Origin of the sequence: Rhodococcus sp. NPDC056960 (genome assembly GCF_042674125.1) — a bacterium.
GTDB lineage: Bacteria > Actinomycetota > Actinomycetes > Mycobacteriales > Mycobacteriaceae > Rhodococcus_F.
This window is the reverse complement of sequence record NZ_JBHURF010000021.1, coordinates 25,631-51,331: the sequence shown is the minus strand read 5'-3', so window position 1 is coordinate 51,331 and position 25,701 is coordinate 25,631. Positions and strand designations below refer to the sequence as shown.

The 25,701-nt window shown below is 68.6% G+C and carries 23 protein-coding genes and 1 pseudogene; 16 read left to right on the top strand and 8 right to left on the bottom strand.

The annotated features are described in order from the left end of the window. The first annotated feature begins 5 nt into the window (after window positions 1-5). Window positions 6-971 carry a class 1b ribonucleoside-diphosphate reductase subunit beta gene (gene nrdF, locus ACFTWF_RS29755; RefSeq protein WP_015890191.1) on the top strand — a complete coding sequence of 322 codons (966 nt, stop codon included), beginning with the start codon at window positions 6-8 and terminating at the stop codon, window positions 969-971. A gap of 74 nt (window positions 972-1,045) precedes the next feature. Here nrdF and ACFTWF_RS29750 read toward each other — a convergent pair whose 3' ends face one another. From ACFTWF_RS29750 to ACFTWF_RS29740, 3 genes are read right to left on the bottom strand one after another with little or no spacing between them, the layout of a single operon-like run. Continuing rightward, window positions 1,046-1,519, bottom strand: a complete 474-nt coding sequence (locus tag ACFTWF_RS29750) for an NUDIX domain-containing protein (RefSeq protein WP_378464712.1) — start codon at window positions 1,517-1,519, stop codon at window positions 1,046-1,048. 8 nt (window positions 1,520-1,527) lie between these two features. Then, window positions 1,528-2,595, bottom strand: coding sequence for an iron-siderophore ABC transporter substrate-binding protein (locus ACFTWF_RS29745; protein ID WP_378464711.1), 1,068 nt, complete (start codon window positions 2,593-2,595; stop codon window positions 1,528-1,530). A gap of 35 nt (window positions 2,596-2,630) precedes the next feature. After that, window positions 2,631-3,638: an ABC transporter substrate-binding protein gene (locus ACFTWF_RS29740; protein ID WP_378464710.1), complete on the bottom strand. Its 1,008-nt coding sequence runs from the start codon at window positions 3,636-3,638 to the stop codon at window positions 2,631-2,633. A 300-nt stretch (window positions 3,639-3,938) separates the two neighbouring features. Between ACFTWF_RS29740 and ctaD the strand changes: the two genes are divergently transcribed. The 4 genes from ctaD to ACFTWF_RS29720 all read left to right on the top strand — a co-directional run bounded on the left by ctaD (window position 3,939) and on the right by ACFTWF_RS29720 (window position 8,667). Next, window positions 3,939-5,732 (top strand): cytochrome c oxidase subunit I, encoded by a 1,794-nt coding sequence (gene ctaD / locus ACFTWF_RS29735; protein ID WP_378464709.1) that lies wholly within the window; start codon window positions 3,939-3,941, stop codon window positions 5,730-5,732. Between the two features lie 105 nt (window positions 5,733-5,837). Then, window positions 5,838-7,058 (top strand): phosphoserine phosphatase SerB, encoded by a 1,221-nt coding sequence (serB, locus tag ACFTWF_RS29730; protein ID WP_005240300.1) that lies wholly within the window; start codon window positions 5,838-5,840, stop codon window positions 7,056-7,058. After that, window positions 7,055-7,834: an aminoacyl-tRNA hydrolase gene (locus tag ACFTWF_RS29725; protein ID WP_378464708.1), complete on the top strand. Its 780-nt coding sequence runs from the start codon at window positions 7,055-7,057 to the stop codon at window positions 7,832-7,834. Before serB ends, ACFTWF_RS29725 begins: the two co-directional genes overlap by 4 nt. 77 nt (window positions 7,835-7,911) lie before the next feature. Next, window positions 7,912-8,667: a YitT family protein gene (locus ACFTWF_RS29720; RefSeq protein ID WP_378464707.1), complete on the top strand. Its 756-nt coding sequence runs from the start codon at window positions 7,912-7,914 to the stop codon at window positions 8,665-8,667. Window positions 8,668-8,681: 14 nt separating this feature from the next. On the opposite strand, the pseudogene glgX reads toward ACFTWF_RS29720, so the two are convergent. Beyond that, window positions 8,682-10,649: pseudogene (gene glgX, locus ACFTWF_RS29715) on the bottom strand (glycogen debranching protein GlgX); the annotation flags it as partial. Window positions 10,650-10,732: 83 nt separating this feature from the next. Between glgX and ACFTWF_RS29710 the strand changes: the two are divergent. The 5 genes from ACFTWF_RS29710 (at window position 10,733) to ACFTWF_RS29690 (ending at window position 15,498) form a co-directional block, all read left to right on the top strand. After that, window positions 10,733-11,557: an ABC transporter ATP-binding protein gene (locus ACFTWF_RS29710; protein ID WP_378464706.1), complete on the top strand. Its 825-nt coding sequence runs from the start codon at window positions 10,733-10,735 to the stop codon at window positions 11,555-11,557. Window positions 11,558-11,632: 75 nt separating this feature from the next. Beyond that, the gene (locus ACFTWF_RS29705; RefSeq protein WP_378464705.1) at window positions 11,633-12,475 is read left to right on the top strand and encodes an NUDIX hydrolase; all 843 of its coding nucleotides are present in this window, start codon (window positions 11,633-11,635) and stop codon (window positions 12,473-12,475) included. A gap of 57 nt (window positions 12,476-12,532) precedes the next feature. Further along, on the top strand, window positions 12,533-13,312 hold the full coding sequence (locus ACFTWF_RS29700; RefSeq protein WP_378464704.1) for an enoyl-CoA hydratase/isomerase family protein: 780 nt from the start codon (window positions 12,533-12,535) through the stop codon (window positions 13,310-13,312). A gap of 55 nt (window positions 13,313-13,367) precedes the next feature. Next, the gene (locus ACFTWF_RS29695; RefSeq protein WP_378464703.1) at window positions 13,368-14,339 is read left to right on the top strand and encodes a class I SAM-dependent methyltransferase; all 972 of its coding nucleotides are present in this window, start codon (window positions 13,368-13,370) and stop codon (window positions 14,337-14,339) included. Window position 14,340: 1 nt separating this feature from the next. Further along, on the top strand, window positions 14,341-15,498 hold the full coding sequence (locus ACFTWF_RS29690) for a class I SAM-dependent methyltransferase (protein ID WP_378464702.1): 1,158 nt from the start codon (window positions 14,341-14,343) through the stop codon (window positions 15,496-15,498). Window positions 15,499-15,537: 39 nt separating this feature from the next. On the opposite strand, the gene ACFTWF_RS29685 is transcribed toward ACFTWF_RS29690, so the two are convergent. After that, on the bottom strand, window positions 15,538-16,845 hold the full coding sequence (locus tag ACFTWF_RS29685; protein ID WP_378464701.1) for a PQQ-binding-like beta-propeller repeat protein: 1,308 nt from the start codon (window positions 16,843-16,845) through the stop codon (window positions 15,538-15,540). A gap of 138 nt (window positions 16,846-16,983) precedes the next feature. Between ACFTWF_RS29685 and ACFTWF_RS29680 the strand changes: the two genes are divergently transcribed. Together ACFTWF_RS29680 and ACFTWF_RS29675 are read left to right on the top strand one after the other, a co-directional pair. Continuing rightward, on the top strand, window positions 16,984-17,727 hold the full coding sequence (locus ACFTWF_RS29680; RefSeq protein ID WP_378464700.1) for an acyltransferase: 744 nt from the start codon (window positions 16,984-16,986) through the stop codon (window positions 17,725-17,727). Window positions 17,728-17,749: 22 nt separating this feature from the next. Then, window positions 17,750-18,007 carry a DUF3253 domain-containing protein gene (locus ACFTWF_RS29675; RefSeq protein WP_378464699.1) on the top strand — a complete coding sequence of 86 codons (258 nt, stop codon included), beginning with the start codon at window positions 17,750-17,752 and terminating at the stop codon, window positions 18,005-18,007. Between the two features lie 86 nt (window positions 18,008-18,093). On the opposite strand, the gene ACFTWF_RS29670 is transcribed toward ACFTWF_RS29675, so the two are convergent. The 3 genes from ACFTWF_RS29670 to ACFTWF_RS29660 are packed head-to-tail and all read right to left on the bottom strand — an operon-like array spanning window position 18,094 to window position 21,757. Then, the gene (locus ACFTWF_RS29670; RefSeq protein WP_185729118.1) at window positions 18,094-19,338 is read right to left on the bottom strand and encodes a glycosyltransferase family 4 protein; all 1,245 of its coding nucleotides are present in this window, start codon (window positions 19,336-19,338) and stop codon (window positions 18,094-18,096) included. After that, on the bottom strand, window positions 19,335-20,933 hold the full coding sequence (locus tag ACFTWF_RS29665; protein ID WP_378464698.1) for a 1,4-alpha-glucan branching protein domain-containing protein: 1,599 nt from the start codon (window positions 20,931-20,933) through the stop codon (window positions 19,335-19,337). Before ACFTWF_RS29665 ends, ACFTWF_RS29670 begins: the two co-directional genes overlap by 4 nt. Further along, complete coding sequence (locus tag ACFTWF_RS29660; RefSeq protein WP_378464697.1) at window positions 20,930-21,757, bottom strand: class I SAM-dependent methyltransferase; 828 nt, start codon at window positions 21,755-21,757, stop codon at window positions 20,930-20,932. Before ACFTWF_RS29660 ends, ACFTWF_RS29665 begins: the two co-directional genes overlap by 4 nt. 241 nt (window positions 21,758-21,998) lie before the next feature. Here ACFTWF_RS29660 and ACFTWF_RS29655 point away from each other — a divergent pair, with 241 nt between their 5' ends. From ACFTWF_RS29655 to ACFTWF_RS29640, 4 genes are all read left to right on the top strand, one after another. Continuing rightward, entirely contained in the window at window positions 21,999-22,799 is an 801-nt protein-coding gene (locus ACFTWF_RS29655; protein WP_185729121.1) for an electron transfer flavoprotein subunit beta/FixA family protein, read from the top strand. A 46-nt stretch (window positions 22,800-22,845) separates the two neighbouring features. Then, a complete protein-coding gene (locus ACFTWF_RS29650) occupies window positions 22,846-23,802 on the top strand; it encodes an electron transfer flavoprotein subunit alpha/FixB family protein (protein WP_378464696.1) in 957 nt (318 codons plus the stop codon). A 136-nt stretch (window positions 23,803-23,938) separates the two neighbouring features. Continuing rightward, entirely contained in the window at window positions 23,939-24,772 is an 834-nt protein-coding gene (locus ACFTWF_RS29645) for a GNAT family N-acetyltransferase (protein ID WP_378464695.1), read from the top strand. A 44-nt stretch (window positions 24,773-24,816) separates the two neighbouring features. Next, window positions 24,817-25,692 (top strand): lysophospholipid acyltransferase family protein, encoded by an 876-nt coding sequence (locus tag ACFTWF_RS29640; RefSeq protein WP_378464694.1) that lies wholly within the window; start codon window positions 24,817-24,819, stop codon window positions 25,690-25,692. Window positions 25,693-25,701 lie beyond the last annotated feature (9 nt).

Sequence of the window (25,701 nt, the reverse complement as noted above, 5' to 3'; positions counted from 1 at the left end):
AATCAATGGTCAAGCTGGTGAGTCGTGTATCCGCGATCAACTGGAACCGCGTCCAGGACGAGAAGGACGCCGAGGTGTGGGACCGTCTCGTCGGCAACTTCTGGCTGCCCGAAAAGGTGCCCGTGTCCAACGACATTCCGTCGTGGGGGACGCTCACAGCCCAGGAGAAGCAGCTCACGATGCGGGTGTTCACGGGGCTGACGCTCCTCGACACCATTCAGGGCACGGTGGGCGCCGTCAGCCTCATCCCCGACGCCATCACCCCGCACGAGGAAGCGGTGTACACCAACATCGCATTCATGGAGTCGGTGCACGCGAAGAGCTACAGCTCGATCTTCTCGACGCTGTGTTCCACCCGTGACATCGACGACGCCTTCCGCTGGTCCGAGGAGAACCCGAACCTGCAGCGCAAGGCCGAGATCGTCATGGACTACTACCAGGGCGACGAGCCGCTCAAGCGCAAGGTGGCGTCCACTCTGCTGGAGAGCTTCCTCTTCTACTCCGGCTTCTACCTGCCGATGTACTGGTCGTCGCGGGCGAAGCTCACCAACACCGCCGACCTCATCCGCCTCATCATCCGCGACGAGGCCGTGCACGGGTACTACATCGGCTACAAGTACCAGAAGGGCCTCGAACAACTCACCGAGGCCGAGCGCGACGACCTCAAGAACTACACGTTCGAGCTGCTGTTCGAGCTCTACGACAACGAGGTCGACTACACCCAGGACCTCTACGACGAAGTGGGCCTCACCGAGGACGTCAAGAAGTTCCTGCGGTACAACGCCAACAAGGCGTTGATGAATCTCGGCTACGAGGGTCTGTTCCCGAAGGACGAGACGGACGTCAACCCGGCGATCCTGTCGGCGCTCTCACCCAACGCGGACGAGAACCACGACTTCTTCTCCGGCTCGGGCAGCTCCTACGTCATCGGCAAGGCCGTCAACACCGAAGACGAAGACTGGGACTTCTAAGAACTGCCACCCCCTCGCCCGATGTCACATCGGTGCAGTCCAACTGCACCGATGTGACATCGGGCGAGGTGCGTTCAGCGGCGGAACCACGCCTCCGGCTGGTCCTGCAGCGCCTTGTCGATACGCAGGAGGGACGACGGGGTGAGGTCCGGCGGCAGCGCGTCGGGGGAGAACCAGGCGACGTCGTGGTTCTCGTCGTCCGAGACGACAGCGTCACCGCCCACGTACCGCGCAAGGAAGCACACGTCGAGGTACTGCGCGACGTCGCCGTTGGGATAGGTGACCGGGTCGGTGACATCGACGCTGCTGATCCGGACCAGTTCCGCGTGAATGCCGGTCTCCTCGCGGACCTCGCGCAGCGCCGCCGGGCCGGGTTCCTCACCGGGTTCGAGGATGCCGGACACGACGGCCCACTTGCCGTTGTCGACGCGTTGAGTCAGCAGCACCCGGCCGTCGTCGTCACGCACCACGACGCTCACCCCGGACAGCCACAGCGGCGCCGTGCCGACGTGCCCGCGCAGGGCGGTGACGAATTCGGGGACGGGCACCGGGCCTCCTAGCCGACGTAGCCGTTCAGCGTGTTCCTGATGTCGGTGAGCATCGCGCGGGCGGCGACGAGACCATTTCCGCCCCACACGTCACCCTCCACGGCGAAGACGCGCTTGTCGGAGGCGGCCTCGAGGTCCTCCCAGGCCTCACCGGACATGACGTCCTCGGCATGCGCGGTGCCCTCCTTGCCGTCCAGGACGGCGTAGATGAGGTCGCCCTCGGCCCGGTCGATGTCGGAGTCGGAGATCGGTTCGGTAACCGCGCCGTCGAGGTTCTGATAGGCGGGCCGCCGCACCCCGGCGTCGGTGAGGACCTGGCCGGCGAACGTGGCCGGACCCTCGACCTCCATACTGTCGGCGCCGAAGCGGACGACGGACGCCTGGGTCTGCGCGGAGTCGATGTCGACGCCGAGCTGCCTGGCGTCCTGTTGATACTGCTCGAGCGCGGCCGTCGCGGCGTCGGCCCGGCCCAGGGTGTTGCCTGCGAGGACGAACTGCGCCTTCCAGTACACGGGATCGGAACCGGCGAACACGGTGGGCGCGATGGGGGACAGTTCGCCGTACAGCTGGTCGGACGCGGGGCTCGATCCGAGGATCAGGTCCGGGTTCGCCGCGGCGATCTTGTTCACGTCCGGAGCGTCGACCGTTCCGACGCCCGGGATCTCCGAGATGCCGGTGCCGAGGTATCCGGGCTGCGGTGAGTCCCCGTCGACGGTCGCCGCGCCGACGACGTGCTCCCACAGTCCGAGCGCGCACACGGCGTCCAGCGCGGCGCTGTCGAGAACGACGATCCGCTGCGGATCGGACGGCACGACGGCCTCGCCCTTCGTGTGCACCACCCGGTGCGTCGACCCGGCCGCGAGCGCGGCGTCGACGGGGGCCGGCGCGGCGCAGGCCGTGGTGGTGTCCCGCTCGATGCCGACCACACCGGCGCCGGCGATCTGCGTGGTGGTCCGGACGATGGACGCTGCGGGATCGTCGTCGGACGGTTGCGAGCAGCCGGCGAGCGCGAGCGCGACGACGGCGGCGACGAGACCGGTGGACGCGCGGCGGGCGGAGAACCTACGAGGGGACAATTCGGCGACTTCCTGTGTGTGCGGGCGCGTTCAGGTTAGCCGCTGTGCTTGTCCACCCCGAACGTGTCCGACAGGTCGTCGAGGATGAGATGCGCGCCCTGGACGCTGACCGGCGACATCCAGCGGGCGTCGTCGACGCCGATCTTGCGTCCCTTCAGCGTCTGCCACAGCGGGCTCTCCAGGAAGGGCTTCGCCGCTTCGGCGCTCTTGCCTGCCGGGTCCTGCCAGGTGCTGACGAAGATGACATCGCCTTCCGCCTCGCTGATGAGCTCGGGGCTGATGGCCTGCATGATGTTGTCCGGATCGGCCGGATCGGGGCCCTGGCTGCCGGGACGAGCCAACCCGGCGTCCGACAGGACGATGCCGCTGAACGAGGTGGTGCGGTACAGGCGTGCCGTCGGCTCGCCGGCGAACCGGACGACCGAGATCACCGGATTCGACGCCGTGCCGTTGATCTCCGCGCCGACGGTGGCGGCCCGCTCCTCATAGGCGCCGATCTTCTGCTCGGCGAGTTCTTCCTTGCCGAGTGCCTTGCCGACGAGCCTGATGTTGTCCTTCCACGTCGGCCCGGTGGTCTCGGTGAAGATGGTCGGCGCGATCGCGGACAGTTGCTCGTAGTTCTTCGCGTCGCGCACCTCGGCGGAGATGATCAGGTCGGGTTGCAGTGCGGCGATCTGTTCGAGGCTCGCGTTACTGACCTTGCCGACCGATGCGGCGTCCGGCGCGAATTCGTCGCGCGAGGAGCCGAGGTAGTCGGGGAGCCCGGGCTCGCGGTAGTCGACGTATCCGACGAGCGGCGTCTCGATGAGGAGGACGGCGTCGGTGAAGCTGTTGTCGAGTGCCACGACGCGCTGCGGGGCGGCCGGGATCTCGGTGCTGCCGCGGAAGTGGTCGATCGTCCGGGGGAATTGCCCGGTCGACGCGGTGGTGCCGGGTGCGGTGGCGGTCTCGTCGCTGCTGGAGCAGGACGTGATCGAGAAGGTGGCTGCCGCGGCGAGGGCGACCGCGCCGGCGACGACCCGGCGACGGGAAAGGACGTTCACATGGAGCTCCTGATCGAAGTTAGGTGAGGGAAACCTTAGCACCGCGCCGGATCTGTGCCGGCGGCTCGCGCGGGCCGTGTCAACGGCCGGGTGCGACACGCCGGACCGCGTGACAGTGAGCACTCCCCGTATGACAATCCGCAGGTCGAATGCGCACCGAGTTGCTGTGAGTCCGGGCAAGTACGACAGTGGGTAGGACCCAGTCGGAGGCCGCTCAGGGCACGGTCTACGATTCGATGAGCGCAAGCCAGAGACCGTTCGCCTCGCAGCCCGGGGTCGGACGCGCATTCAGGAGGATCAGTGACTGCCGTAGCGCCCCAGCCAGTCCCCGCGATAGCTGCAGCCAGGCCTTACCCGCCGCGGCAGGGACCCAAGGGCTCGTTCATCTTCAAAATGATTACGACCACCGACCCCAAGGTGCTCGGAATCATGTACTTGACGACCTCGATCGCGTTCTTCCTCATCGGTGGTCTCATGGCCCTGATGATGCGCGCCGAGCTCGCTGTGCCCGGTATGCAGTTCTTGTCGAACGAGCAGTTCAACCAGCTGTTCACGATGCACGGCACGATCATGCTGCTGCTGTACGCGACGCCGATCGTGTTCGGGTTCGCCAACTACATCCTGCCGCTGCAGATCGGTGCCCCCGACGTGGCGTTCCCGCGACTCAACGCGTTCAGCTACTGGCTGTACGTGTTCGGCGCGATCATCACGACCGCAGGCTTCATCACCCCCGGTGGTGCCGCCGACTTCGGCTGGACCGCCTACACGCCCCTGACGAGTGCGCTGCACTCCCCGGGTGTCGGCGCCGACCTGTGGGTCATGGGTCTCGCGGTCGCCGGCCTCGGCACCATCCTCGGTGGTGTCAACATGATCACCACCGTCATCTGCCTGCGTGCCCCCGGCATGACGATGTTCCGGATGCCGATCTTCACGTGGAACATCTTCATCACCAGCATCCTGATTCTGCTGGCGTTCCCGCTGCTGACCGCCGCGTTCATGGGTCTGTTCGTCGACCGTCACCTCGGTGGCCACATCTTCGACCCGGCCACCGGCGGTGTGCTGCTGTGGCAGCACCTGTTCTGGTTCTTCGGTCACCCCGAGGTGTACATCATCGCGCTGCCGTTCTTCGGCATCGTCTCGGAGATCTTCCCGGTCTTCAGCCGTAAGCCCGTGTTCGGTTACAGCGGCCTGGTCTACGCGACCCTGGCGATCGCCGCCCTCTCCATCGCGGTGTGGGCGCACCACATGTACGCCACCGGCGCCGTGCTGCTTCCGTACTTCTCGTTCATGACGTTCCTCATCGCCGTCCCGACGGGTGTGAAGATCTTCAACTGGATCGGCACCATGTGGAAGGGCCAGTTGACGTTCGAGTCGCCGATGCTGTTCTCGATCGGCTTCCTCATCACGTTCCTCTTCGGTGGTCTGTCCGGCGTCATCCTCGCGAGCCCGCCGCTCGACTTCCACGTGACGGACACGTACTTCGTGGTCGCCCACTTCCACTACGTGGTCTTCGGCACCGTCGTGTTCGCCACCTACGCCGGTATCTACTTCTGGTTCCCGAAGATGACCGGCCGCATGATGGACGAGCGTCTCGGCAAGTGGCACTTCTGGACCACGTTCATCGGCTTCCACGGCACGTTCCTCGTCCAGCACTGGCTGGGTAACGAAGGTATGCCGCGCCGTTACGCCGACTACCTGCCCTCGGACGGCTTCACGTTCCTGAACTCGTTCTCGACGATCTTCGCGTTCGTCCTCGGTGCCTCGACGCTGCCGTTCATCTGGAACGTCTTCAAGAGTTACCGGTACGGCGAGGTCGTGACCGTCGACGACCCGTGGGGCTATGGCAACTCGCTCGAGTGGGCCACCAGCTGCCCGCCGCCGCGGCACAACTTCACCGAGCTGCCGCGCATCCGCTCCGAGCGTCCCGCGTTCGAGCTGCACTACCCGCACATGGTCGAGCGGATGAAGGCCGAGGCGCACGTCGGACCGGGCCACGGTGGCAAGCACGCCAGCACCGTGCTCGAGAAGGAACGCCACGAGCCGCTGACCGTCGGCGACGAAGGCGACCCCGGAACCGACACCGGCCGCCGCTGACACAGCACGTTTCGGAAAGGCCCCGCCCCAGCAACGGGCGGGGCCTTTCAGTTGGCACAATGGGTGCCGGACAAGCCGCGCGAGCAACATGATCGGAGTACATCGGTGGGTGCAGCTGACACCACTGTCCTGGTGACCGTGACGGGCCCCGACCGACCCGGCGTCACCTCGGTGCTCTTCGGGTCGCTCTCCCGCCACGACGTGAGCCTTCTCGACGTGGAACAGGTGGTGATTCGTGGGCGACTGACCCTCGGCGTGCTGGTGGCCTGCCCCGAGAACGGGGAAGCGCTGCAGGAGGAACTCGAAGAGGCGATGGCCACCGTCGGGATGTCGGTGGACGTCGAGATCGGTGCCGATCCCGGCAGGCAGTCGCTGTCCACCCACGCCGTCGTCGTCCTCGGCAGCCCGGTGTCCGCCCGCGCACTGCGTTCGGTGGCACGGGAGATGGCGACCCTCGGGGTCAACATCGACTCGATCCGCGGCGTCGCCGACTACCCGGTGACGGGTCTCGAACTCCTCGTGTCGGCCCCCGGCACGGCGGAGGCCGACAAGAGCCTGCGCACCGTGCTGGCGGAAGTGGCCGTGCGCGAGAACGTCGACATCGCGGTCGAGCGCGGGGGACTGGCCCGTCGCGCCAAGCGGCTCATCGTGTTCGACGTCGACTCGACCCTCGTGCAGGGCGAGGTCATCGAGATGCTCGCGGCCCGCGCGGGAGTCGAGGACGAGGTGCGCGCCGTCACCGAATCCGCGATGCGCGGCGAGATCGACTTCACCGAGTCCCTGCATCAGCGGGTCGCGACCCTCGCCGGTCTCGACGCCTCGGTCATCGACGACGTCGCGGAGAATCTGGAACTGACACCGGGCGCCCGCACCACCATCCGGACGCTTCGCAGGCTCGGCTTCCACTGCGGTGTGGTGTCCGGCGGGTTCCGGCAGGTCATCGAGGGTCTCGCCCACGAACTGGAACTGGACTTCGTGCAGGCCAACACGCTCGAGATCGTGGACGGCAAGCTCACCGGCCGGGTGATCGGCGACATCGTCGACCGGGCCGCGAAGGCGACCGCGCTGCGGAAGTTCGCCGCTCAGGTCGGCGTCCCGATGGAGCAGACGGTGGCGGTCGGCGACGGTGCCAACGACATTGACATGCTCAACGCCGCCGGTCTGGGAATCGCGTTCAACGCCAAACCCGCCCTGCGGGAGGTCGCGGACACGGCACTGTCGCACCCCTTCCTCGACGCCGTCCTGTTCATCCTCGGTGTCACCCGCGACGAGGTCGAGGCCGCCGACGCGGTGGACGGCGTGGTGCGACGAGTCCCGCTGTCGTGACGGAATCGTGCCGCGACGTCGTCGCCGGGGAGACCGGTGACGACTCCCTGTGGGCCGCGCGTCACGCCGTCCTCGCGGCCGGATACGGTGGCCGGCCGGATCCGGACGATCCGGCGCAGGTCCTCGCCATGCCGGTCGTGCTGCACATTCCGAAGGCCGATCCGCCGCCGCGCACTGCGTTGCTCGAGGCCGCCGCGACCGCGGCGGTGGCGCTGTGCCTCGACCCGCGCGTCGGCCCCGACGACACGGGCGCGCCCGGACCGTGGCAGGACGACTACCTCGCGTGGATCGGGTCGCGGATTCGCAAGGTGTCCCGCCGGGCCCGAGGGGCGCAGTGGCAGGCGGCGCAGGACGTCGAGGGGATCACCGTCGACGTCGACGGTGCGCAGGCCCGCGCGCTCGTGCCCGTCGCGGTGGGCGCCCTCGATCCGCGTGTCAAGAAGTTGCAGATCGGCGGGACCGATCTCGACCACGACGACCCCGGCGAGATCCCGGACGGGATTCCGGTGCTGTGGATCAACTCGGCCCTGGACATGACGGTCGGCAAGGCCGCGGCGCAGGTCGGTCACGCATCGATGCTGCTCGCGGGTGCGATGAGCACCGAGCAGGCACGCGCGTGGGCGGCCACCGGCTACCGGTGCGCGGTGCGGGACGCCGATGTCGGACTGTGGGAGGAGCTGACGATCGAGGTGGTGCGGGGCAGGGCGATCGCCGTGCGTGACGCCGGCTTCACCGAGGTGGCCCCTGGATCGATGACCGTGATCGCCTCTCCCTGAGCCCTGAGCCCTGAGCCCTGAGCCCTGAGCCCTGAGCCCTGAGCCCTGAGCCCTGTGACCGACGCGTCGACAGTCCAGTGTCCGCGTCATGGCTATGGGGTGCGGCGCGGTTTCGCGGAACACTGACGATCATGCTCGCTCGACGCCTGATCGCACTGTTCGCCGGATTGTGGCTGTACGGCTTCTCGATGGCCATGATGATCACCGCCGGACTCGGCCTCGATCCGTGGGACGTGTTCCATCAAGGCGTGGCGGGTCGCACGCCGTTGAGTTTCGGTGTGGTGACCGCACTGACCGGCGTCGTGGTCCTCGCGCTGTGGATCCCGATCCGCCAGAGACCGGGATTCGGCACGATCGCCAACGTGGTGGTCATCGCCGTGTCGGTGGACACGTCGCTGGCGGTGCTCGACTCCGCGGATTCCCTGTACGTGAGGGGCGCGATGATGCTCGGCGGTGTCGTCCTCAACGCGCTCGCGACGGTGCTGTACATCGGGGCGGGGATGGGTCCCGGACCGAGGGACGGTCTCATGACCGGGCTGGTGGCGCGCACCGGGCTGTCGGTGCGCGTGATCCGCACGTCGATCGAGGTGACCGTGCTGGCCACCGGCTGGCTGCTCGGCGGCACCGTGGGGGTGGGCACCGTCGTCTACGCGCTCGGCATCGGCCCGCTCATCCAGCTGATGATGCGCTTCGGAAACCTCTACCCGACCGCGCGGAAGACGAGCAGCGTGGGACCGGACAGCGTGATCGCCGAGTCGCCCGAGATCGGGCCGCCCGGTGCGGGTGCGCCGTCGGGGGACGCCGAGTCGAATTCGGCGAGCACCGTGCCGTAGAACCATTCGGGACACCCGAGAGTGATCGCCGCGGGCCCGCCGGAATGGAAGACGAGCAGCCAGCTGTCGTCGGTGAGTTCGTGCCCGTCCTCGGTGTGGGAGCGGATGTCGGATCCGTCGATCCACGCCTGCAGGGTGCGCCGGGACTCGTCGTGCCAGGCCCGGTCGTCCATCTCTGCGCCGTCCGCACCGAACCACACGAGATCCGGATGGCCGGTGGGCGTGCGCCTGCCTTCGAAGAACTCCGGCTGACGGAGTGCGGGAGAGGCGCGACGCAGATCGAGGGCGCGGGTCACGAACGCGGTCAGGGTCGTGTCGCGTCCCGTCCAGTCGAGTGGCCAGGCGTCTTCCCGCGGCGTGCCTTCGGGGACGCAGTATGCGTTGTTGTTGCCGCCCAGCGTGTGCCCGAATTCGTCGCCGGCGGTGAACATCGGCGTGCCGGTCGACAATGCCAGCGTCGCCAGCAGGGCACGGACGTGGCGGGACCGCGCCGCGACGACCGACAGGTCGTCGGTGGGGCCCTCGACGCCGTGGTCGACGGAGTCGTTGTGATCGGCGCCGTCCCGGTTGTCCTCGCCGTTGTCCTCGTTGCGCTTGCGGGTGTACGACACGAGGTCGGCGGCGGTGAACCCGTCGTGTGCGGTCACGAAGTTGACGGACGCCCACGGTCGCCGCGCACCGAACACGTCCTCCGAGCCCGCCACCCGCGAGGCGAGGTCGCGTACCCCCGTGTCGCCGTTCCAGAACCGCCGAACAGTGTTGCGGTACTTGTCGTTCCATTCCGACCACTGGAGTCCGAACTGGCCGACCCGGTATCCGTCCGGAGTGGCGTCCCACGGTTCCGCGATCAGTTTGCAGCGGGAGAGAACAGGATCGGCGGTGATAGCGGAGAAGACCGAAGCGCGGGAATCGAATCGGCGTCCACCCGGACGGCCGAGAGCGGACGCGAGGTCGAAGCGGAAGCCGTCGACGCCCATGTCGTGAGCCCAGTAGCGGAGACTGTCGCCGATCATGCGGACGACGACGGGGGAGTGGGCGTCGACGGTGTTGCCGCATCCCGTGAGGTCGATGTCGCGACCGTCGGCGTCCAGGAGGTAGTAGCCGGGCGCATCGAGGCCACGCCAGCCGAGACTGATGCCGTCGACACCCTGCTCGCAGGTGTGGTTGTACACCACGTCGAGAATCACCTCGATGCCCGCGGCGTGCAGCGCATCGACCATGGTGTGGAACTCGGTGATCTCCTCGCCCGCCGCGGCGGCATAGCCCGGATGCGGGGCGAAGAAGGCTGCGGTGGAGTATCCCCAGTGATTGCGCATGCCCCGTGAGCGCACGGTCGCCTCGGAGACGTACGCCTGGACCGGCAGCAGTTCGACGGCGGTCACCCCGAGGCGGACGAGGTGACCGACGACGGAGGGTTCGGCGACGCCCAGATACGTTCCGCGGTACTGCGGCGGGACGTCGGGGTGCCGGGCGGTGAACGACCCCACGTGCAGTTCGTAGACGACGGTTTCCTCCCACGGTCTCTCGATCCGCGGTCCGCTCGTGCGGGGCCGGTCGGCCGTCACCACCGACAGCGGCGTGTGGCCCAGGCTGTCGACCCGCGAGGGGCCGCCGAACGGGTCGCCGTCGTGGGAGACGAGGGCGTCGTGGTCGCCGAGTTCGCCGGTGATGCGTCTCGCCCACGGATCCAGAAGCAGCTTGGCCGGATTGAGGCGCACGCCCCGCGCGGGATCCCATCGACCGTGCGCGCGGTACCCGTACCGCTGTCCCTCGCCCACACCGTCGACGACGCCGTGCCAGATGCCGTACGTCTGCTGGACCAGGTCGATCCGGGTCTCGTCGCCGCCCTCGGAGATCAGGCACACCTGTACCAGTTCGGCGTCGGGGGAGTGAACCGCGAACTGCGTTCCGGTGCCACGGACATTCGCTCCCAGGGGAAACGGGGACCCGGGCAGCCGCAGACTCGGCGGGAGTGACGACATCTCGCCGGGCTGCGAATCGATGTGAGGCGACACGCAACTGATCCTGCCGTGAATGCTCGGAAGATGTGCGAGAAGATGGGTCCGTGCATGAACCTGATCCCGATCTCCTCATCGAATTCGACGACGTTCTCCTCCGCCGCGGGGGCAACACTCTGGTGGGCCCGGTCACGTGGAAGGTGGAACTCGACGAACGATGGGTCATCCTCGGACCGAACGGGGCAGGCAAGACGTCGCTGCTCCGCATCGCGGCCGCCGAACTGCATCCCACGAGCGGAAGCGCCTACCTCCTCGGTGAGCGGCTCGGCCGCGTCGACATCAACGAACTCCGGCCACGGATCGGACTGTCCTCCTCGGCGCTCGCCAACCGGGTGCCGTCCGACGAGATCGTGAGCGATCTCGTCGTCTCCGCCGGATACGCCGTGCTCGGCCGCTGGCGTGAGCGGTACGACGACATGGACACCGACCGTGCCGTGGAGATGCTCGAGAGCCTCGGCGCCGAGCACCTCGCCAAGCGCACCTACGGCACCCTGTCCGAGGGTGAGCGCAAGCGTGTGCTCATCGCCCGTGCGCTGATGACCGACCCGGAACTGCTGCTCCTCGACGAACCCGCGGCCGGTCTCGACCTCGGTGGGCGTGAGGAACTCGTGGCCCGCCTCACCGACCTCGCCGCCGACCCCGACGCCCCCGCGACGGTCCTCATCACCCACCACGTCGAGGAGATTCCGCCGGGATTCACCCACGCGATGCTCCTCAAGGAAGGGGGAGTGGTCTCGCAGGGTCTTCTCGATCAGGTCATCACGGCCGAGAACCTCAGCGAGGCGTTCAGCCAGTCCATCAGCCTCGACAAGGTCGACGGCCGGTTCTTCGCGCGGCGCACCCGCGTCCCCGGCGCGCACCGGCGGGGCTGAGCACCGGACCGGTCGGCGTGACCCGGTAGGGGACCGACTGCGACCCGCGTCACCCGGCGGCGTAGGTTCCGAGACATGGTCTCGAAGCAAGAGCAGGCGCCCCGCGACAACACCGACGTGGCCCCCAAGGACGCGTCCACCGTCATCCTTATCCGTGACGCCGCGGCAGATGCCGCGGCGTCCGGTATCGAGGTCTTCCTCCTCCGCCGGGTGAAGGGGATGGCGTTCGCCGGCGGCATGACGGTCTTCCCCGGCGGCGGGGTCGATCCTTCGGACGCCGAAGCCGAGGTCGAGTGGGCGGGTCCGCCCGTCGAGTGGTGGGCCGAGCGGTTTTCCACCGATGCGGCGCGCGCGAAGGCGCTCGTGTGCGCGGCGGTACGCGAGACGTTCGAGGAGTGCGGCGTGCTCCTCGCGGGGCCGAGCGCGGACACGGTAGTCGCGGACACGTCGCGGTATGCGCAGTCGCGCACCCAGCTCGAGACGCGCGAACTCTCGTTCAGCGACTTCCTGAGGCGGGAGAACCTCGTGCTGCGGGCCGACCTGCTGCGCCCCTGGGCCAACTGGATCACCCCGGTCGGTGAGGGCCGCCGCTACGACACCCGCTTCTTCGTCGCCGCCTCCCCGCACGGCCAGATCGCGGACGGTGCGACGTCCGAAGCCGAGGACGTGCAGTGGCAGAGTCCGGCCGCGGCACTCGCGCACTGGCAGGGCGGCGGAAGCATTCTGCTGCCGCCGACCTGGAGTCAGCTCACGGCGCTCAGCGCGTACGGCTCGGTCGCGGAGGTCCTGGCCGCGGAGCCGGAGATCCCGGTGATCCTGCCGACGCTCATCACGGACGAGGAGCAGCTCCGCGTCGAGTTCCCGGGGCAGGACGGCTACTACGAAGCCGGTCCGCATCCGTGGGCGTCCCGCGACTGATCGCGATGCGGCGGGCCGCGAAACCGGGTCGGAGGCAGACAAGTAGCCTTTTGCCTCATGGCTGAGTTTGTCACTCTCGAGGTATCCGAAGGCATCGGCACGATCCGGCTCGCGCGCCCCCCGATGAACGCCCTGAACCGTCAGGTCCAGCAGGAGTTGCGGGCGGCGGCACGAGAGGCGACCGTCAACTCCGACGTGAGGGCCGTCGTCGTCTACGGCGGCGAAAAGGTCTTCGCCGCCGGCGCCGACGTCAAGGAAATGTCCGAGATGGAATTCGGGCAGATGGCCGACGTGATCGGCGACCTGCAGTCCGACCTCGCGGCGGTCTCCGAGATCCCGAAGCCCACCGTCGCCGCCATCACCGGGTACGCGCTCGGCGGCGGCCTGGAGGTCGCGTTGTCGGCCGACCGGCGCATCGCCGGCGACAACGCCAAACTCGGTGTCCCGGAGATCCTGCTCGGCGTCATTCCCGGCGGCGGCGGAACCCAGCGCCTCGCCCGGCTGATCGGACCGTCGAAGGCGAAGGATCTGCTGTTCACCGGGCGGTTCGTCGACGCGGAGGAGGCGCTCGCCATCGGCCTGGTCGATGAGGTCGTGGCACCGGACGACGTGTACGAGGCGGCGCGCAAGTGGGCGTCGCAGTTCACGAAGGGCGCCCCCCGCGCCCTGGCGGCGGCGAAGGCTGCCGTCGACCACGGTTTGGATGTGGACCTGGGCACCGGCCTGGCGGTGGAGCGTCAACTGTTCACCTCGCTGTTCGCCACCCGGGACCGGAAGATCGGGATGGAATCGTTCATCGAGAACGGCCCAGGTAAGGCTCAGTTCACGGGCGAGTAGTCTGAAGCCCGGAACTAGAACCTGTTCACTCTTACCAGCGAGTAGGATTTGCCGCATGACTGCTAGCGCCCACGACGACCCCGCTCCTCATCCGCACGCCACCGCCGAAGAGGTCGAGGCTGCGCTGAAGGACACCAAACTCGCCCAGGTGCTCTACCACGACTGGGAAGCCGAGACGTACGACGAGAAGTGGTCGATCTCGTACGACGAGCGGTGTATCGACTACGCACGCGGTCGTTTCGACGCCGTCGCGGGCGATCAGCCGCTGCCCTACGAGCGGGCGCTCGAACTGGGCTGCGGCACCGGATTCTTTCTCCTCAACCTGATGCAGGGTGGGGTCGCGAAGACCGGTTCGGTCACCGACCTCTCGCCCGGCATGGTGAAGGTCGCGCTCCGCAACGCGGAGGGTCTGGGATTGCCCGTCGACGGCCGCGTCGCCGACGCGGAAACCATCCCCTACGAGGACGACACGTTCGACCTCGTCGTGGGACACGCGGTCCTGCATCACATCCCGGACGTCGAGCAGTCGCTGCGCGAGGTTCTGCGCGTGCTCAAGCCGGGCGGACGTTTCGTGTTCGCCGGTGAGCCGACCACGATCGGCAACTTCTACGCCCGCTGGCTGGGTCGCGCGACGTGGGAGGTCACCACCCGGGTCACCAAGTTGCCGTTCCTCGCCGACTGGCGTCGACCGCAGGCGGAATTGGACGAGTCCTCCCGCGCGGCCGCGCTCGAGGCCGTCGTCGACCTCCACACGTTCGATCCGGGCGACCTCGAGAAGATCGCGAAGTCGGCAGGCGCCGAGCAGGTTCACGCTGCCACCGAGGAATTCGCCGCGGCGTTGCTCGGATGGCCCGTCCGCACGTTCGAGGCCGCTGTGCCCCCGGAGAAGCTGGGGTGGGGCTGGGGGCGTTTCGCGTTCACCGGATGGAAGACGCTCAGCTGGGTCGACGAGAAGATTCTCCGGCACGTGGTGCCGCGCGGGTTCTTCTACAACGTCATGATCACCGGCGTGAAGCCCGGCAACTGAATTGGGCTATGCGTTCACTCCCGGGGACGTGGAGTTCCTGCGGAGCCCGGAGGGGGCGGCCGCGCTCGCGGAAGTGGACGGGTTCGCACTGACCGCGTCTACGCGCCTGGCCGACATCGGCCGGGCGCGTACGCGTTTCGGCTCGCACGTGGCGTTACTGGTCGAAACCGTGCTGCTGCGGCGGAAGGCGGCCGCCAAACTCCCCGGCACCGAAACCTGGTTCTTCACCGACGACGCCCTGCAGCAGGCGACGCCGCGCGCCGTCGCCGCGCACCGTGCGATGCGGCTGACCGACCGGGACGTCCACGACGTCACCTGTTCCATCGGGGCCGAACTGGACGCCGTGGTCGGGACGGCCGCAACGGTGATCGGCAGCGACCTCGACCCGGTGCGGCTGCTGATGGCGCAGCACAACGTCCCCGGGGCGACCGTTCTGCGCGCGGACGCGCTCGTCCCGTGCACCCGCGGCACCGTCGTGCTCGCGGACCCGGCGCGACGCTCGGGCGGCAGGCGCACGCACGACCCCGCCGCGCTGGAACCGCCGCTGCCGGATCTCATCGAGACGTACCGCGGACGGGACCTCGCCGTGAAGTGCGCTCCCGGACTCGATTTCGACCGGCTCGGCTGGGACGGCGAGGTGGAGGTGGTCTCCCTCGACGGCGGGGTGCGCGAGGCATGCCTGTGGTCGCCGGGGCTGTCCGGGGCCGGTGTCACGCGGCGGGCAACCGTCCTCGGTTCCGACGGCAGCGCATGGACGGTGACGGACGCCGAGAACGACGACGTCCCCGAACGTGCGCCGGGGGAGTGGATCGTCGATCCCGACGGGGCCGTCGTGCGTGCGGGCCTGGTGCGGCACTACGCGGCCCGGCACGGACTGTGGCAGCTCGACCCCCGGATCGCCTATCTCACCGGCGATTCGGTTCCCGACGGCGTGCGGGGCTTCCGCATTCTCGAACAGGTGAAGTATTCGGAGAAGTCGCTGCGGCAGGAGCTGGCACGTCACGACTGCGGTGTGGCCGAAATCCTCGTGCGCGGCGTCGACGTCGATCCCGCAGTCCTGCGTCCCAAGCTGAAGCTGCGCGGAAGTCGCTCGCTCAGCGTGGTGATCACCCGGATCGGACGCGCCGGTGTCGCTTTCATTTGCGCTGCGCGCCCGTGAGTACTTGTTAACCGCCGGACGTTAACAAGTACTCACGGGTCAGCGGAGGACGAACAGCTCGCCCAGCAGCGTCGGTGTGAGAACTTCGCCCTTCGGTCCGACGGAGGTGCCGACGGTGAACCCCTTCGCCCCGGGAAGGGCGTCCTGATCGAGGGTTTCACCGGTTCCCGTGTCGAACGTCATCATCGCCAGTCCGTCCGCACCGTCGCGAATCACCGCGTATCCGGTGGACCCGGCCGTCTGAGCGGGGACCCCGAGCTGGATCAGATCCTTCCGCTCCCAGGCGAGTTCGGCGTGGTCGCCCCTGTCCTGCAGAGCCAGCAGGTGGCCGTCGGGCCCGCCCGCGGGGATGATCAGACCGTCCGCGGACGTCGACGGGCTGCCGGCGGCGGCGTACCCGATGTCGTAACTCCACTTCGGATCGCCGGTCGCAGAGTCGATCGCCCACAGCGTTCCCCAGTTGTCGTTGGCATAGACGACGGAGCCGTCGGACGACAGGTCGGGGCTGGACGCGCTGCCACCCGGCAGGGTGTCGCTGGACCATTCCTGGGTGATCACGGGAGTGTCGCCGCCGGAGTACTTCATCGCGACGAGTTTCGCCTGGGGCGCGCCGGGTGCGAAGAACGTGAAGTAGAACTTGCCGGACTGGAGGTCGATCGCGGGCATGTTGGCCACCGGGCAGTCGGCCGAGCCGAAAAAGCAGCCGCTGAGGCCCTTGTCGTCGGGGAGGATGTCGACGTTCGCGCCGTCGGCGACGGACGGCGGCGGGACGAGATCGTACGGCGCCACGACCTTCTGACCGGTCTGCGTGTCCACGACGTTGATCTGGCCGAGCTGGGTGATGAAGAGGAGCTTGCCGTCGCCGGTGAACTGCGCCGAGAGCGGCGTCCCGACCACCGGTGTGCGCCACCGCAGCTGGCCGTATTCGTTGAACGAGTTGATGGCGCCGTTCTCGCCCACGTACACGTTGGCGGCACCGTCGACGATCGGCGTCGACGCCACGACACCGGGTGCGAGCTGACGGCACCAGCGTTTGCGGCCGCTGTCCATCTGGAAGGAGAAGAGGTTGCAGCCCTTCTCGGTGCGGGCGGTGACGAAGATCTGGCCGCTGGCGGCCACCGACGCGTAGTTGGCCACCGGACCGCCGAGCGGACGCGACCATGCGAAGGAGATGTCGCGGGAGCCGGTGACGGGGCTGGTGTCGCTGTTGCGGGCGTCGGCGTGCATGCCGGGCCACCCGCCTGCGGAGAAGATGTCGTCGACCTGCGGTCCGCTGCTGCAGCCGCTGAGGACGACAGCCGAGATCGTCGCCAGCGCCAGTACTGACGAACGTAGGACCCGCCGCATTACTTCTCCTCGTCTTCGACAACGCTCGGCCCAGAGACTATCCCGCCGAGGAGGGGCCGAGCACACACCCCGAGGCCGGTGCCGGCGTTCGGACGCACCCGGACGGGGATGTGAGGCGTGAACGTAGGCTGACGGGTTATGACGAGCATGTGGGGCGCACCGATGCGTACGAGGTGGCGAGGATCCCGGCGGAGCGACAGTGAGCAGGCCCGCTTCCTGACGCGTGACTCGCTGCGGTGGGTCCTGGCGAACAAGGCGTACACGCCGTGGTACCTGGTGCGGTACTACCGGCTCGCGAAGTTCAAGCTGGCCAACCCGCACGTGATCCTGCGCGGCATGGTGTTCCTCGGCAAGCGGGTGGAGATCCATTCGACCCCGGACCTGTCGCGGCTCGAGATCGGTCGCTGGGTGCACATCGGCGACGGTAATGCGATCCGCTGCCACGAGGGGTCCCTGCGCATCGGCGACAAGGTCGTGTTCGGCAAGGACAACGTCGTCAACACGTACCTCGACATCGAGATCGGCGCGTCGACGCTCGTGGCCGACTGGTGCTACATCACCGACTTCGACCATCGCATGGACGACGTGAACGTCCCGATCAAGGATCAGGGCATAGTGAAGGGCCCGGTCCGGATCGGGCCCGACACGTGGGTGGCGGCCAAGGTCACGGTCCTGCGGAACACGCGGGTGGGACGGGGCTGCGTCCTCGGCGCGCACGCCGTCGTGAAGGGTGACATCCCCGACTTCAGCATCGCCGTCGGGTCGCCCGCCAAGCCGGTGAAGAACCGCAAGGCCGACTGGGAGGCAGGCGCGGCCGAACGCGCCAAGTACATCGCGGCCCTCGAGGACATCGCCCGGAAGAAGGCGGCGCAGGAGAACTGACCGCGGTGGCATAGTCGGATCCATGACCGCGTCCGAACGCGAATTGGAGAACGCCATCGGGACTCTGCTCGACGCCCGGGCGGACGGTGCGAGCATCTGCCCGTCGGACGTCGCGCGCGCCGTCGCGCCGGACGACTGGCGACCGCTGATGGAACCCGTGCGGGTGGCCGCCCGGCGACTGGTCGAGGCGGGGGAGGTCGAGATCACGCAGAAGGGCGACGTGGTGGATCCGGCGTCGGCGCGGGGTCCTATCCGGATCCGCCGCGCCCGCGGCAACTGAGGCGACCGGGGCAACTGGGGGACTGGGGGACTGGGGCGAATGTACCGTCCGGCGCCACGGATGCGCCGAACGGTACGTTCGCCCGGTCAGCGGCCGGGAAGTGGGCGCTCGGGGATCTCGGGCCTCGCCAGCGGATGCCGCACACGGCGTTTGGCGCCCGCGTAGACGTGGACGGTGTCCTCGGCCACCGTGTGCCAGTCGAAATCCGCGGTGAGACGGTCGCGGGCGGCCAGGGCGCGCTGTTGCGCCGCGGCCGGGTCGTCGAGGACCTCCCGCACCGCGGACGTGAGACCGGTGACGTCGCCCGGCTGGAACGACATGCCCGTCTCGCCGTCGACGACCGCTTCCCCGAGGCCGCCCGCGGTGGACGCGACGAGCGGCGTTCCGGCGGCGGCCGCCTCGAGCGCGATGATGCCGAACGGTTCGTACCGGCTGGGCAGGACGATGGCGTCGGCGCCGTGCAGCCAGCCGAGAAGCTCGATGTGGTCGAGGGTGCCCAGGAAGTTCACCGCGCGTGCCACCCGATGGGTGCGGGCCTGCTGATACAACCAGGTGAACTGGGTGCCCTCGCCGGCGATCGACAGTGTCGTCCCGGGGTGGCTGCGGCGGATCCGGGGGAGTGCTGCGATGGCGTCCTGCACGCCCTTTTCGTATTCGAGGCGGCCGACGAACAGCAGTTTGGGCGGTCCGGACCGCGGCGCGCGCTCACGGAAATTCCAGGTGGTGACGTCGATTCCGTTGCGGATCACCGTGATCGGCGGGAGCTGCGGACCGTAGAGCGTGGTCACCTCGTCCTCCATCGACGCGGAACACGTGATGAGAGCATCGGATTCGTTGGCGAGCCACCATTCCACCGAATGCACCTGGCGGTTGATCCGGCCGGATACCCAGCCGCTGTGCCGCCCGGCCTCGGTGGCGTGCAACGTGGAAACCAAAGGGACGTCGTAGAATTCGGCCAGCGCGATGGCCGGGTGCGCGACGAGCCAGTCGTGGGCGTGCACCACGTCCGGCTGCCACCCCTCCCCGACACCCGGTTTGTGCAGGGCGACACCGGCCCGCACCATCGCGTGTCCCATCGCGAGAGTCCACGCCAGCATGTCCTCGCCGAACACGAAATGAGCGGGATCCTCGGCGACCGCGACCACCAGGACGCCGTCCTCGATGTGGGTGACGGTGGGGTGAGTGGAGGCGTCGGTGCCCGACGGCCGCCGCGACAGCACCACCACCTCGTGTCCGGCCGCCGCGAGTTCGGTGGCCAGGTGGTGCACGTGACGGCCGAGACCGCCGACCACGACGGGTGGGTACTCCCACGACACGATCAGAATTTTCACGACGCCCCTCCCTCGGTGCCCGGCAGCCGGTGGTCCCCGGCGGGCAGACGCCGCGCGTCGAGCCCGGGGAACAGGCCGTCGGCGCGGTTCCATCCCTCCGCGAGCCGAGTCGCGGCCGCGTCCTTGCCCGCCGACGCGGCGGCGGCGATCTCGCGGGTGGCGTGCGCGTGCTTGTGCGCGCGGTCGCGGGCGTATCCGGCCGCCGAGTCCTTGCTGACCATGAATGCCCAGTCGCTCGACACCGTCATGAGGGCCTCACGCAGTATCTGATCGTTCACACGGTTCCGGAGCGCGGGACGTCCCGGTGCGGCGTCGGCATCCCGGGACTTGTCGACGGTGTCGAGGGCCGTCCCGACCACCTCGGTGTTGAGTTGCACCAGGTCGGAGACCTGGTCACCGGCCCAGACCCGCCAGTCCTTGCCGGATCCCCACGACGAGTTCTCGAGGTCGACGGGTGCGCCGACGTAACCCTGCCGCCTGGCGTCGTCGAGTGTGCCGACCCGGATTCCGGCCTCGGGCAGCGCGCGCAGCACCTTCTCGAGCCACTCGGGACCCTCGTGCCACCAGTGCCCGAACAGTTCCGTGTCGAATGCGGCGACCACGAGCGCGGGCCGCCCGATGCGCGCGGACTCGTCGCGTAGCCGGGTGCGGACGGTGGCGACGAAGTCGGCCACGTGCCGGTCGACCGCGGCGGTGGCGAGTTCGGGGTCGTACGGCGCCTTGCCGGCCGAGTCGACCGTGCGGCCGGTGACCCGGGCGGGTTTGAGGCCGGTCGCGTGGTCGTAGGTGTGGAAGTCGCGGTAGGCGCCGTGGCCGGGGTAGCCGGACTTCGGTGACCACACGCGATAGCTGACCATCAGGTCGCGCCCGAACGCGAGGACGTCGGACTCGCGAACGGGCCGGCCGAGTGACGTGTCGCCGCGCAGGGCGGGCCCGTCGACCATGAAGTGGCGGACGCCCGCCTCCGCGTATCCGGTCTCCATGCCGGGGGTGTACCCGCATTCGGGCCCCCAGATACCTGTCGGCGTGCAGTTCCATCGGGCTGCGGCGTCCGCGAGTCCCTCACGGAGCGAGAAGGCACGCAGCCGCGGGTCGAGCAGCGGCTGGAACGGGTGGGCGAGTGGGCCGCCGAGCAGTTCGAACGCCTCCCGGTCGAGAAGGTCGCGCAGGACCGGGGAGCCGCCGTGACGCCACCGCAGTTCGAAGTCGGCGAGTGCGGCGGCGGAGGCGCGGTGTTCGCGCGCACCGAGGTCGCGGTGCGCGTCGTCGGGCATCCCGGCGGCCTCGTGCGCGCGGATCTGCCAGTTGCCGAGCCAGTGGTGCATCCCGGCAAGGCAGTGCGGATCATCCAGTTGAGCTGCGAGAACGGGCGTGATCCCGAGGGTCAGCAGGCGTGAGCGGCCCTCGTCGGACAGCCGCCGCAGCATCGCCGTCAACGGGAGGTACGACGCCGCCCACGACTGGTACAGCCACTCCTCGCCGACCGGCCACCGGCCGTGGTTGGCGAGCCAGGGCAGGTGGGAGTGCAGGACCAGGCAGAACATGCCCGGCTCCGTCGCGTCGCCCGCTCCGGTGCGGTTGTCGGATTCGGTCACCGAACAGGATCCTTCACCGCGACGGCCACCAGGTCGAGGCTGTCGTCGATGTCGCCCTCGTGCAGTACGAAATCGTCGACGGTGATGCTCTCGACGTCGCGCGCCAGCTCGTCGGGCCAGGGCTCACCGGCGAGAGCGCGGTCGATCTGTGCGCCGATGAACGAGCCGCCGTGCTTGGCGTCGAGGGCCTTCAGCCGATCGCCGTGACGGACGCCGGTCATGAGGGCCACCGTGAATCCGGCCTCTTCGAGAAGTTCGGTCAGTTCGGCGGCGTCGAGTTCGCGGGTGTGGAACGGATTGAGCGGTGTGTCGCGGCCCGGCGAGAACGTGATCCGGTTGGGTGTGCTGACGAGCAGTTCCCCTCCGGGGGTCAGCACCCGGAAGCATTCGCGCAGGAATTGCGCTTGATCCCAGAGGTGTTCGATCACCTGGAAATTGACGACGGCGTCGACGGACGCGTCCGCCAGCGGAAGCTCCGCGAGGTTGCCGTGCAGCATCTCGACGCGGGGGTACCGCACACGGACGTGTTCGACCGCGGAGATGTCGTAGTCGAGGCCGGTGACGTGCTGCGCGACATCGGCAATCATGTTGGCGCCGTAGCCTTCTCCGGATCCGGCCTCGAGAACTCTGCGCCCGGCGCAGCGGGACAGGAGGTCGCGGTAGACCACCTCGTGGCGCCGAAACCAGTAGTTCTCCTCGGGGATTCCGGGCACGGTCCGCTCGCCCGTGAGGGGCAGGTGTTCGTCCCCGGTCGATGACGAGTGCTCGTGACCGGACGAGGGCAGCGGTGCGTCCGCGCGGTCGCCGACAAATGATTCGCTCACCGGTGCGAGGTTAGTGCCCACGGCAAGGTCGCTCGTCCAGGTGGTCTACATCACAGGGATGAAATGCGCTTTCGGCCGTTATGGTGAACGAGACTTTCACGCAAGTTACCGACGGGTAACTTAGCGTGGGGTAATCTGTCGCACAGCACTCGTGCGACGAAATATCGAAGACGAGAGCTCGGCCCATGCGGAGCAACTCACGATAACCACGCAAGAACACACAGGAGGTCGACGAAGACCCATGACGAACATCGTTGTTTTGATCAAGCAGGTCCCCGACACGTGGTCCGAGCGCAAGCTGACCGACGGTGACTACACGCTTGACCGCGAGGCCGCCGATGCCGTGCTCGACGAGATCAACGAGCGCGCCGTCGAGGAAGCGCTCCTGATCAAGGAGGCTCAGGGCGGCGAGGTGACCGTTCTCTCCGCAGGTCCGGACCGCGCCACCGACGCCATCCGCAAGGCCCTGTCCATGGGTGCCGACAAGGCTGTGCACATCAACGACCCGGCCCTCCACGGCTCCGACGCGGTGCAGACCGCGTGGACCCTGGCCGCGGCGCTCGGGCAGATCACGTTCGAGAACGAGGAGCCGGCCGACCTGATCATCGCCGGCAACGAGGCCACCGACGGCCGCGTCGGCGCGGTCCCGGCCATCATCGCCGAATACCTGGGCATTCCGCAGCTCACGCAGCTGCGCAAGCTCACGGTCACCGACGGCACCGTCACCGGTGAGCGTGAGACCGACGAGGGCGTCTTCGGCCTCGAGGCGAGCCTGCCGGCCATCGTCAGCGTCACCGAGAAGATCAACGAGCCCCGCTTCCCCTCCTTCAAGGGCATCATGGCCGCGAAGAAGAAGGAAGTTCTCGTCTACTCGCTGGCAGACCTGGGTGTCGACCCGGAGACCGTCGGTGTCGCCAACGCGGGCACCACCGTCACCGCCTCCACCCCCAAGCCCCCGCGTACCGCTGGTGAGCGCATCGTCGACGAAGGCGACGGCGGCAGCAAGATCGCTGCCTACCTCGTGGGCCAGAAGATCATCTGATCGCGCCCCTCTACAGACCAGCAGACACATACAGGGAGAGTTAGACATGGCAGAAGTACTGGTGCTCGTCGAGCACGCAGAGGGTGCACTGAAGAAGGTCAGCACCGAACTCATCACCGCCGCCCGCGCGCTCGGTGAGCCGGCCGCAGTGGTCACCGGTCCCGCCGGCACCGCCGACAAGCTGGCCGAGGGCCTCGCCGCCGCAGGCGCGGCCAAGATCTACGTCGCCGAGTCGGACGACATCGACGGCTACCTGGTCACCCCGAAGGTCGACGTGCTCGCGTCGCTCGTCGAGTCGGCCGCGCCGGCCGCGGTCATCACCGCCGCCAGCGTCGAGGGCAAGGAGGTCTCCGGACGTCTTGCTGCCCGTATCGGCTCCGGCCTGCTCGTCGACGTCGTCGACGTGAAGTCCGACGGCAGCGCCGTCCACTCCATTTTCGGTGGCGCGTTCACCGTCGACGCCAAGGCCAACGGCGACGTCCCGGTCATCTCGGTCCGTCCGGGTGCCATCGAGGCGAAGCCCGAAGCAGGTGCGGGCGAGAAGGTTTCCGTCGAGGTTCCGGCCCAGGACGAGGGCGCCGTAAAGATCACCTCGCGTGATCCGATCGTCGGTGGCGACCGCCCCGAGCTCACCGAGGCGACGGTCGTCGTCTCCGGTGGCCGCGGTGTCGGCAGCGCCGACAAGTTCGCCGTCGTCGAGGAACTCGCCGATTCGCTGGGTGCCGCTGTCGGTGCGTCGCGCGCCGCAGTCGACTCGGGTTACTACCCGGGCCAGTTCCAGGTCGGTCAGACCGGTAAGACGGTCTCCCCGCAGCTGTACATCGCGCTCGGCATCTCCGGTGCCATCCAGCACCGCGCAGGTATGCAGACGTCGAAGACCATCGTCGCCGTGAACAAGGACGAGGAAGCCCCGATCTTCGAGATCGCCGACTTCGGCATCGTCGGCGACCTGTTCAACGTCGCTCCGCAGCTCACCGAGGCGGTCAAGACCCACAAGGGCTGATCTCTCGGCCGACGGCGGCCCCGTTCCCTTCCGGGGGAGCGGGGCCGTCGTCGTATCGTTCGTCGTTCATCCGGGCTGCATCGACACGACACCCGGCCGATGCCCCCACGCCGCCCCTGCTCGGTAAACCTGCGCCATGACAACTTCGTCTGTTCTCCGCGCACCGAGTGAGACCGCCGATTCTGTTGTGACCGCGCCCAGATACTCCCTGGTCGTCTCCTCCGACCGCGAACATCGCGTGGCAGCCCAGCGTCTGCGTTATCGAGTGTTCGCCTCCGAACCCGGTTTCTCCGTCCCCGCTCACGCGGACGCCCTCGACGCCGACCGGTTCGACGACTTCTGCGACCACCTCCTCGTCCGCCATGAAGAGACCGGCAACTTCGTCGGTTGCTACCGCATGCTCCCGCCCGACGCCGCCGCGCAGGCCGGCGGCTACTACACCGCCACCGAATTCGACATCTCCGCACTCGACCCCGTCGGCAACCGCATCGTGGAGATGGGCCGGGCGTGCGTCGACCCCGACCACCGCTCCGGTTCGGTCCTCAGTCTGATGTGGGCCGGAATCCTTCACTACCTGCAGTTGACCGGATACGAATGGGTCATGGGCTGTGTCTCGGTGCCGATGCAGGATCATCCGGACGCGGTGGCGGGCTCCAACGTGCGCGGCGTGCGCGACCTGCTGCTCCGCAAGCACGCCAACGATCCGGCGGCGCGCGCCGTGCCCCGGAATCCGGTGTTCGTCGGCGGACGCTCCCTCGACGAGATCGAGCCGCCCGCCCGGCCCTCGCTGCCGCCGCTGCTGCGGGGCTATCTGCGCCTCGGCGCGAAGGTGTGCGGCGAGCCGGCGCACGATCCGGAGTTCGGTGTCGCCGATTTCGTTGCTCTGCAGGGACTGCACGGCGCCAACGAGCGGTACCTCGAGCGTCTGCGCTCGGCGTCGGCCACGCTCGAGGCCGGGGCGCCGGCGTGAGCACCGCGGTGACCGGGACGGGGGCGGCGACGGCGCATTCCTGGATGCCGGCTAGTCCGTGCGGCGCGGGATGCCTGCCGGCCGAGGCGGACGGAGTGTCCGCACCCACCGTCGCCGCCCGGTGGTTCCTGGTGATGTCGGCCCTGGCCACGGCGCCGCTGCTGACCGCGGGCTGGCTGCTGCCCCGGTCGTGGCGGACCGGTCTGCAGCGGCGATACGCGGCGATCCTGTTGCGCTGCGTGGGAATTCGACTCGTCGTCGTCGACCACCGCGGAAAGCGCCGCCACTCCGGCGGGATCCTGGTGGTCGCGGGCCACGTGTCCTGGACCGACGTGCTGGTACTCAGCGCCCTCGCGCCGGCGAACTTCGTCGCCCGCGGGGATCTGCTGGACTGGCCGGTTCTGGGATCGCTCGCGCGGCGGATGAGGGTCGTCCCGATCGAACGGCAGAATCTGCGGGCGCTTCCGGGCACGGTCGCGACGACGGCCGGCAGGCTGAGGGCCGGCGAACGGGTCGTGGTGTTCCCCGAGGGGACCACGTGGTGCGGGCGGGCCTACGGCGGCTTCCGGCCTGCGCTGTTCCAGGCGGCGATCGATGCGGAATGCCCGGTCCAGCCGATCTCGCTGCGGTACACCGCGCGAGGCGGGGAACTGACGACCGGGCCGTGTTTCGTGGGTGAGGAGACGATCGGGCAGTCGATCCGGCGCATCATCCGGCACAAGGGTGTCACGGCGGAGGTCCGGCTCGCCCCGATCGAGTTTCCGGGGGAGTCCCGCCGGGATCTGGCCGAGCGATGTGAGCGTGCGGCCCGCGGCACCGAACGGATCGATCTCGCAGCGCACGACATCATCGATCCGCTGCAGGGCGCACCCGCGACGGCTGCTGCGGGCATCGAGGCGGCGGAGCGTCTCGTGGCCTGAGCTATCCTG

What these genes read in the sequence shown, in the direction of transcription:
- nrdF (WP_015890191.1), top strand. Translation starts at nt 6, where the DNA reads ATGGTCAAGCTGGTGAGTCGTGTATCCGCGATCAACTGGAACCGCGTC.
- ACFTWF_RS29705 (WP_378464705.1), top strand. Translation starts at nt 11,633, where the DNA reads ATGGTCTCGAAGCAAGAGCAGGCGCCCCGCGACAACACCGACGTGGCC.
- ACFTWF_RS29700 (WP_378464704.1), top strand. Translation starts at nt 12,533, where the DNA reads ATGGCTGAGTTTGTCACTCTCGAGGTATCCGAAGGCATCGGCACGATC.
- ACFTWF_RS29695 (WP_378464703.1), top strand. Translation starts at nt 13,368, where the DNA reads ATGACTGCTAGCGCCCACGACGACCCCGCTCCTCATCCGCACGCCACC.
- ACFTWF_RS29685 (WP_378464701.1), bottom strand. Translation starts at nt 16,845, where the DNA reads ATGCGGCGGGTCCTACGTTCGTCAGTACTGGCGCTGGCGACGATCTCG.
- ACFTWF_RS29680 (WP_378464700.1), top strand. Translation starts at nt 16,984, where the DNA reads ATGACGAGCATGTGGGGCGCACCGATGCGTACGAGGTGGCGAGGATCC.
- ACFTWF_RS29675 (WP_378464699.1), top strand. Translation starts at nt 17,750, where the DNA reads ATGACCGCGTCCGAACGCGAATTGGAGAACGCCATCGGGACTCTGCTC.
- ACFTWF_RS29655 (WP_185729121.1), top strand. Translation starts at nt 21,999, where the DNA reads ATGACGAACATCGTTGTTTTGATCAAGCAGGTCCCCGACACGTGGTCC.
- ACFTWF_RS29650 (WP_378464696.1), top strand. Translation starts at nt 22,846, where the DNA reads ATGGCAGAAGTACTGGTGCTCGTCGAGCACGCAGAGGGTGCACTGAAG.
- ACFTWF_RS29645 (WP_378464695.1), top strand. Translation starts at nt 23,939, where the DNA reads ATGACAACTTCGTCTGTTCTCCGCGCACCGAGTGAGACCGCCGATTCT.
- ACFTWF_RS29640 (WP_378464694.1), top strand. Translation starts at nt 24,817, where the DNA reads ATGCCGGCTAGTCCGTGCGGCGCGGGATGCCTGCCGGCCGAGGCGGAC.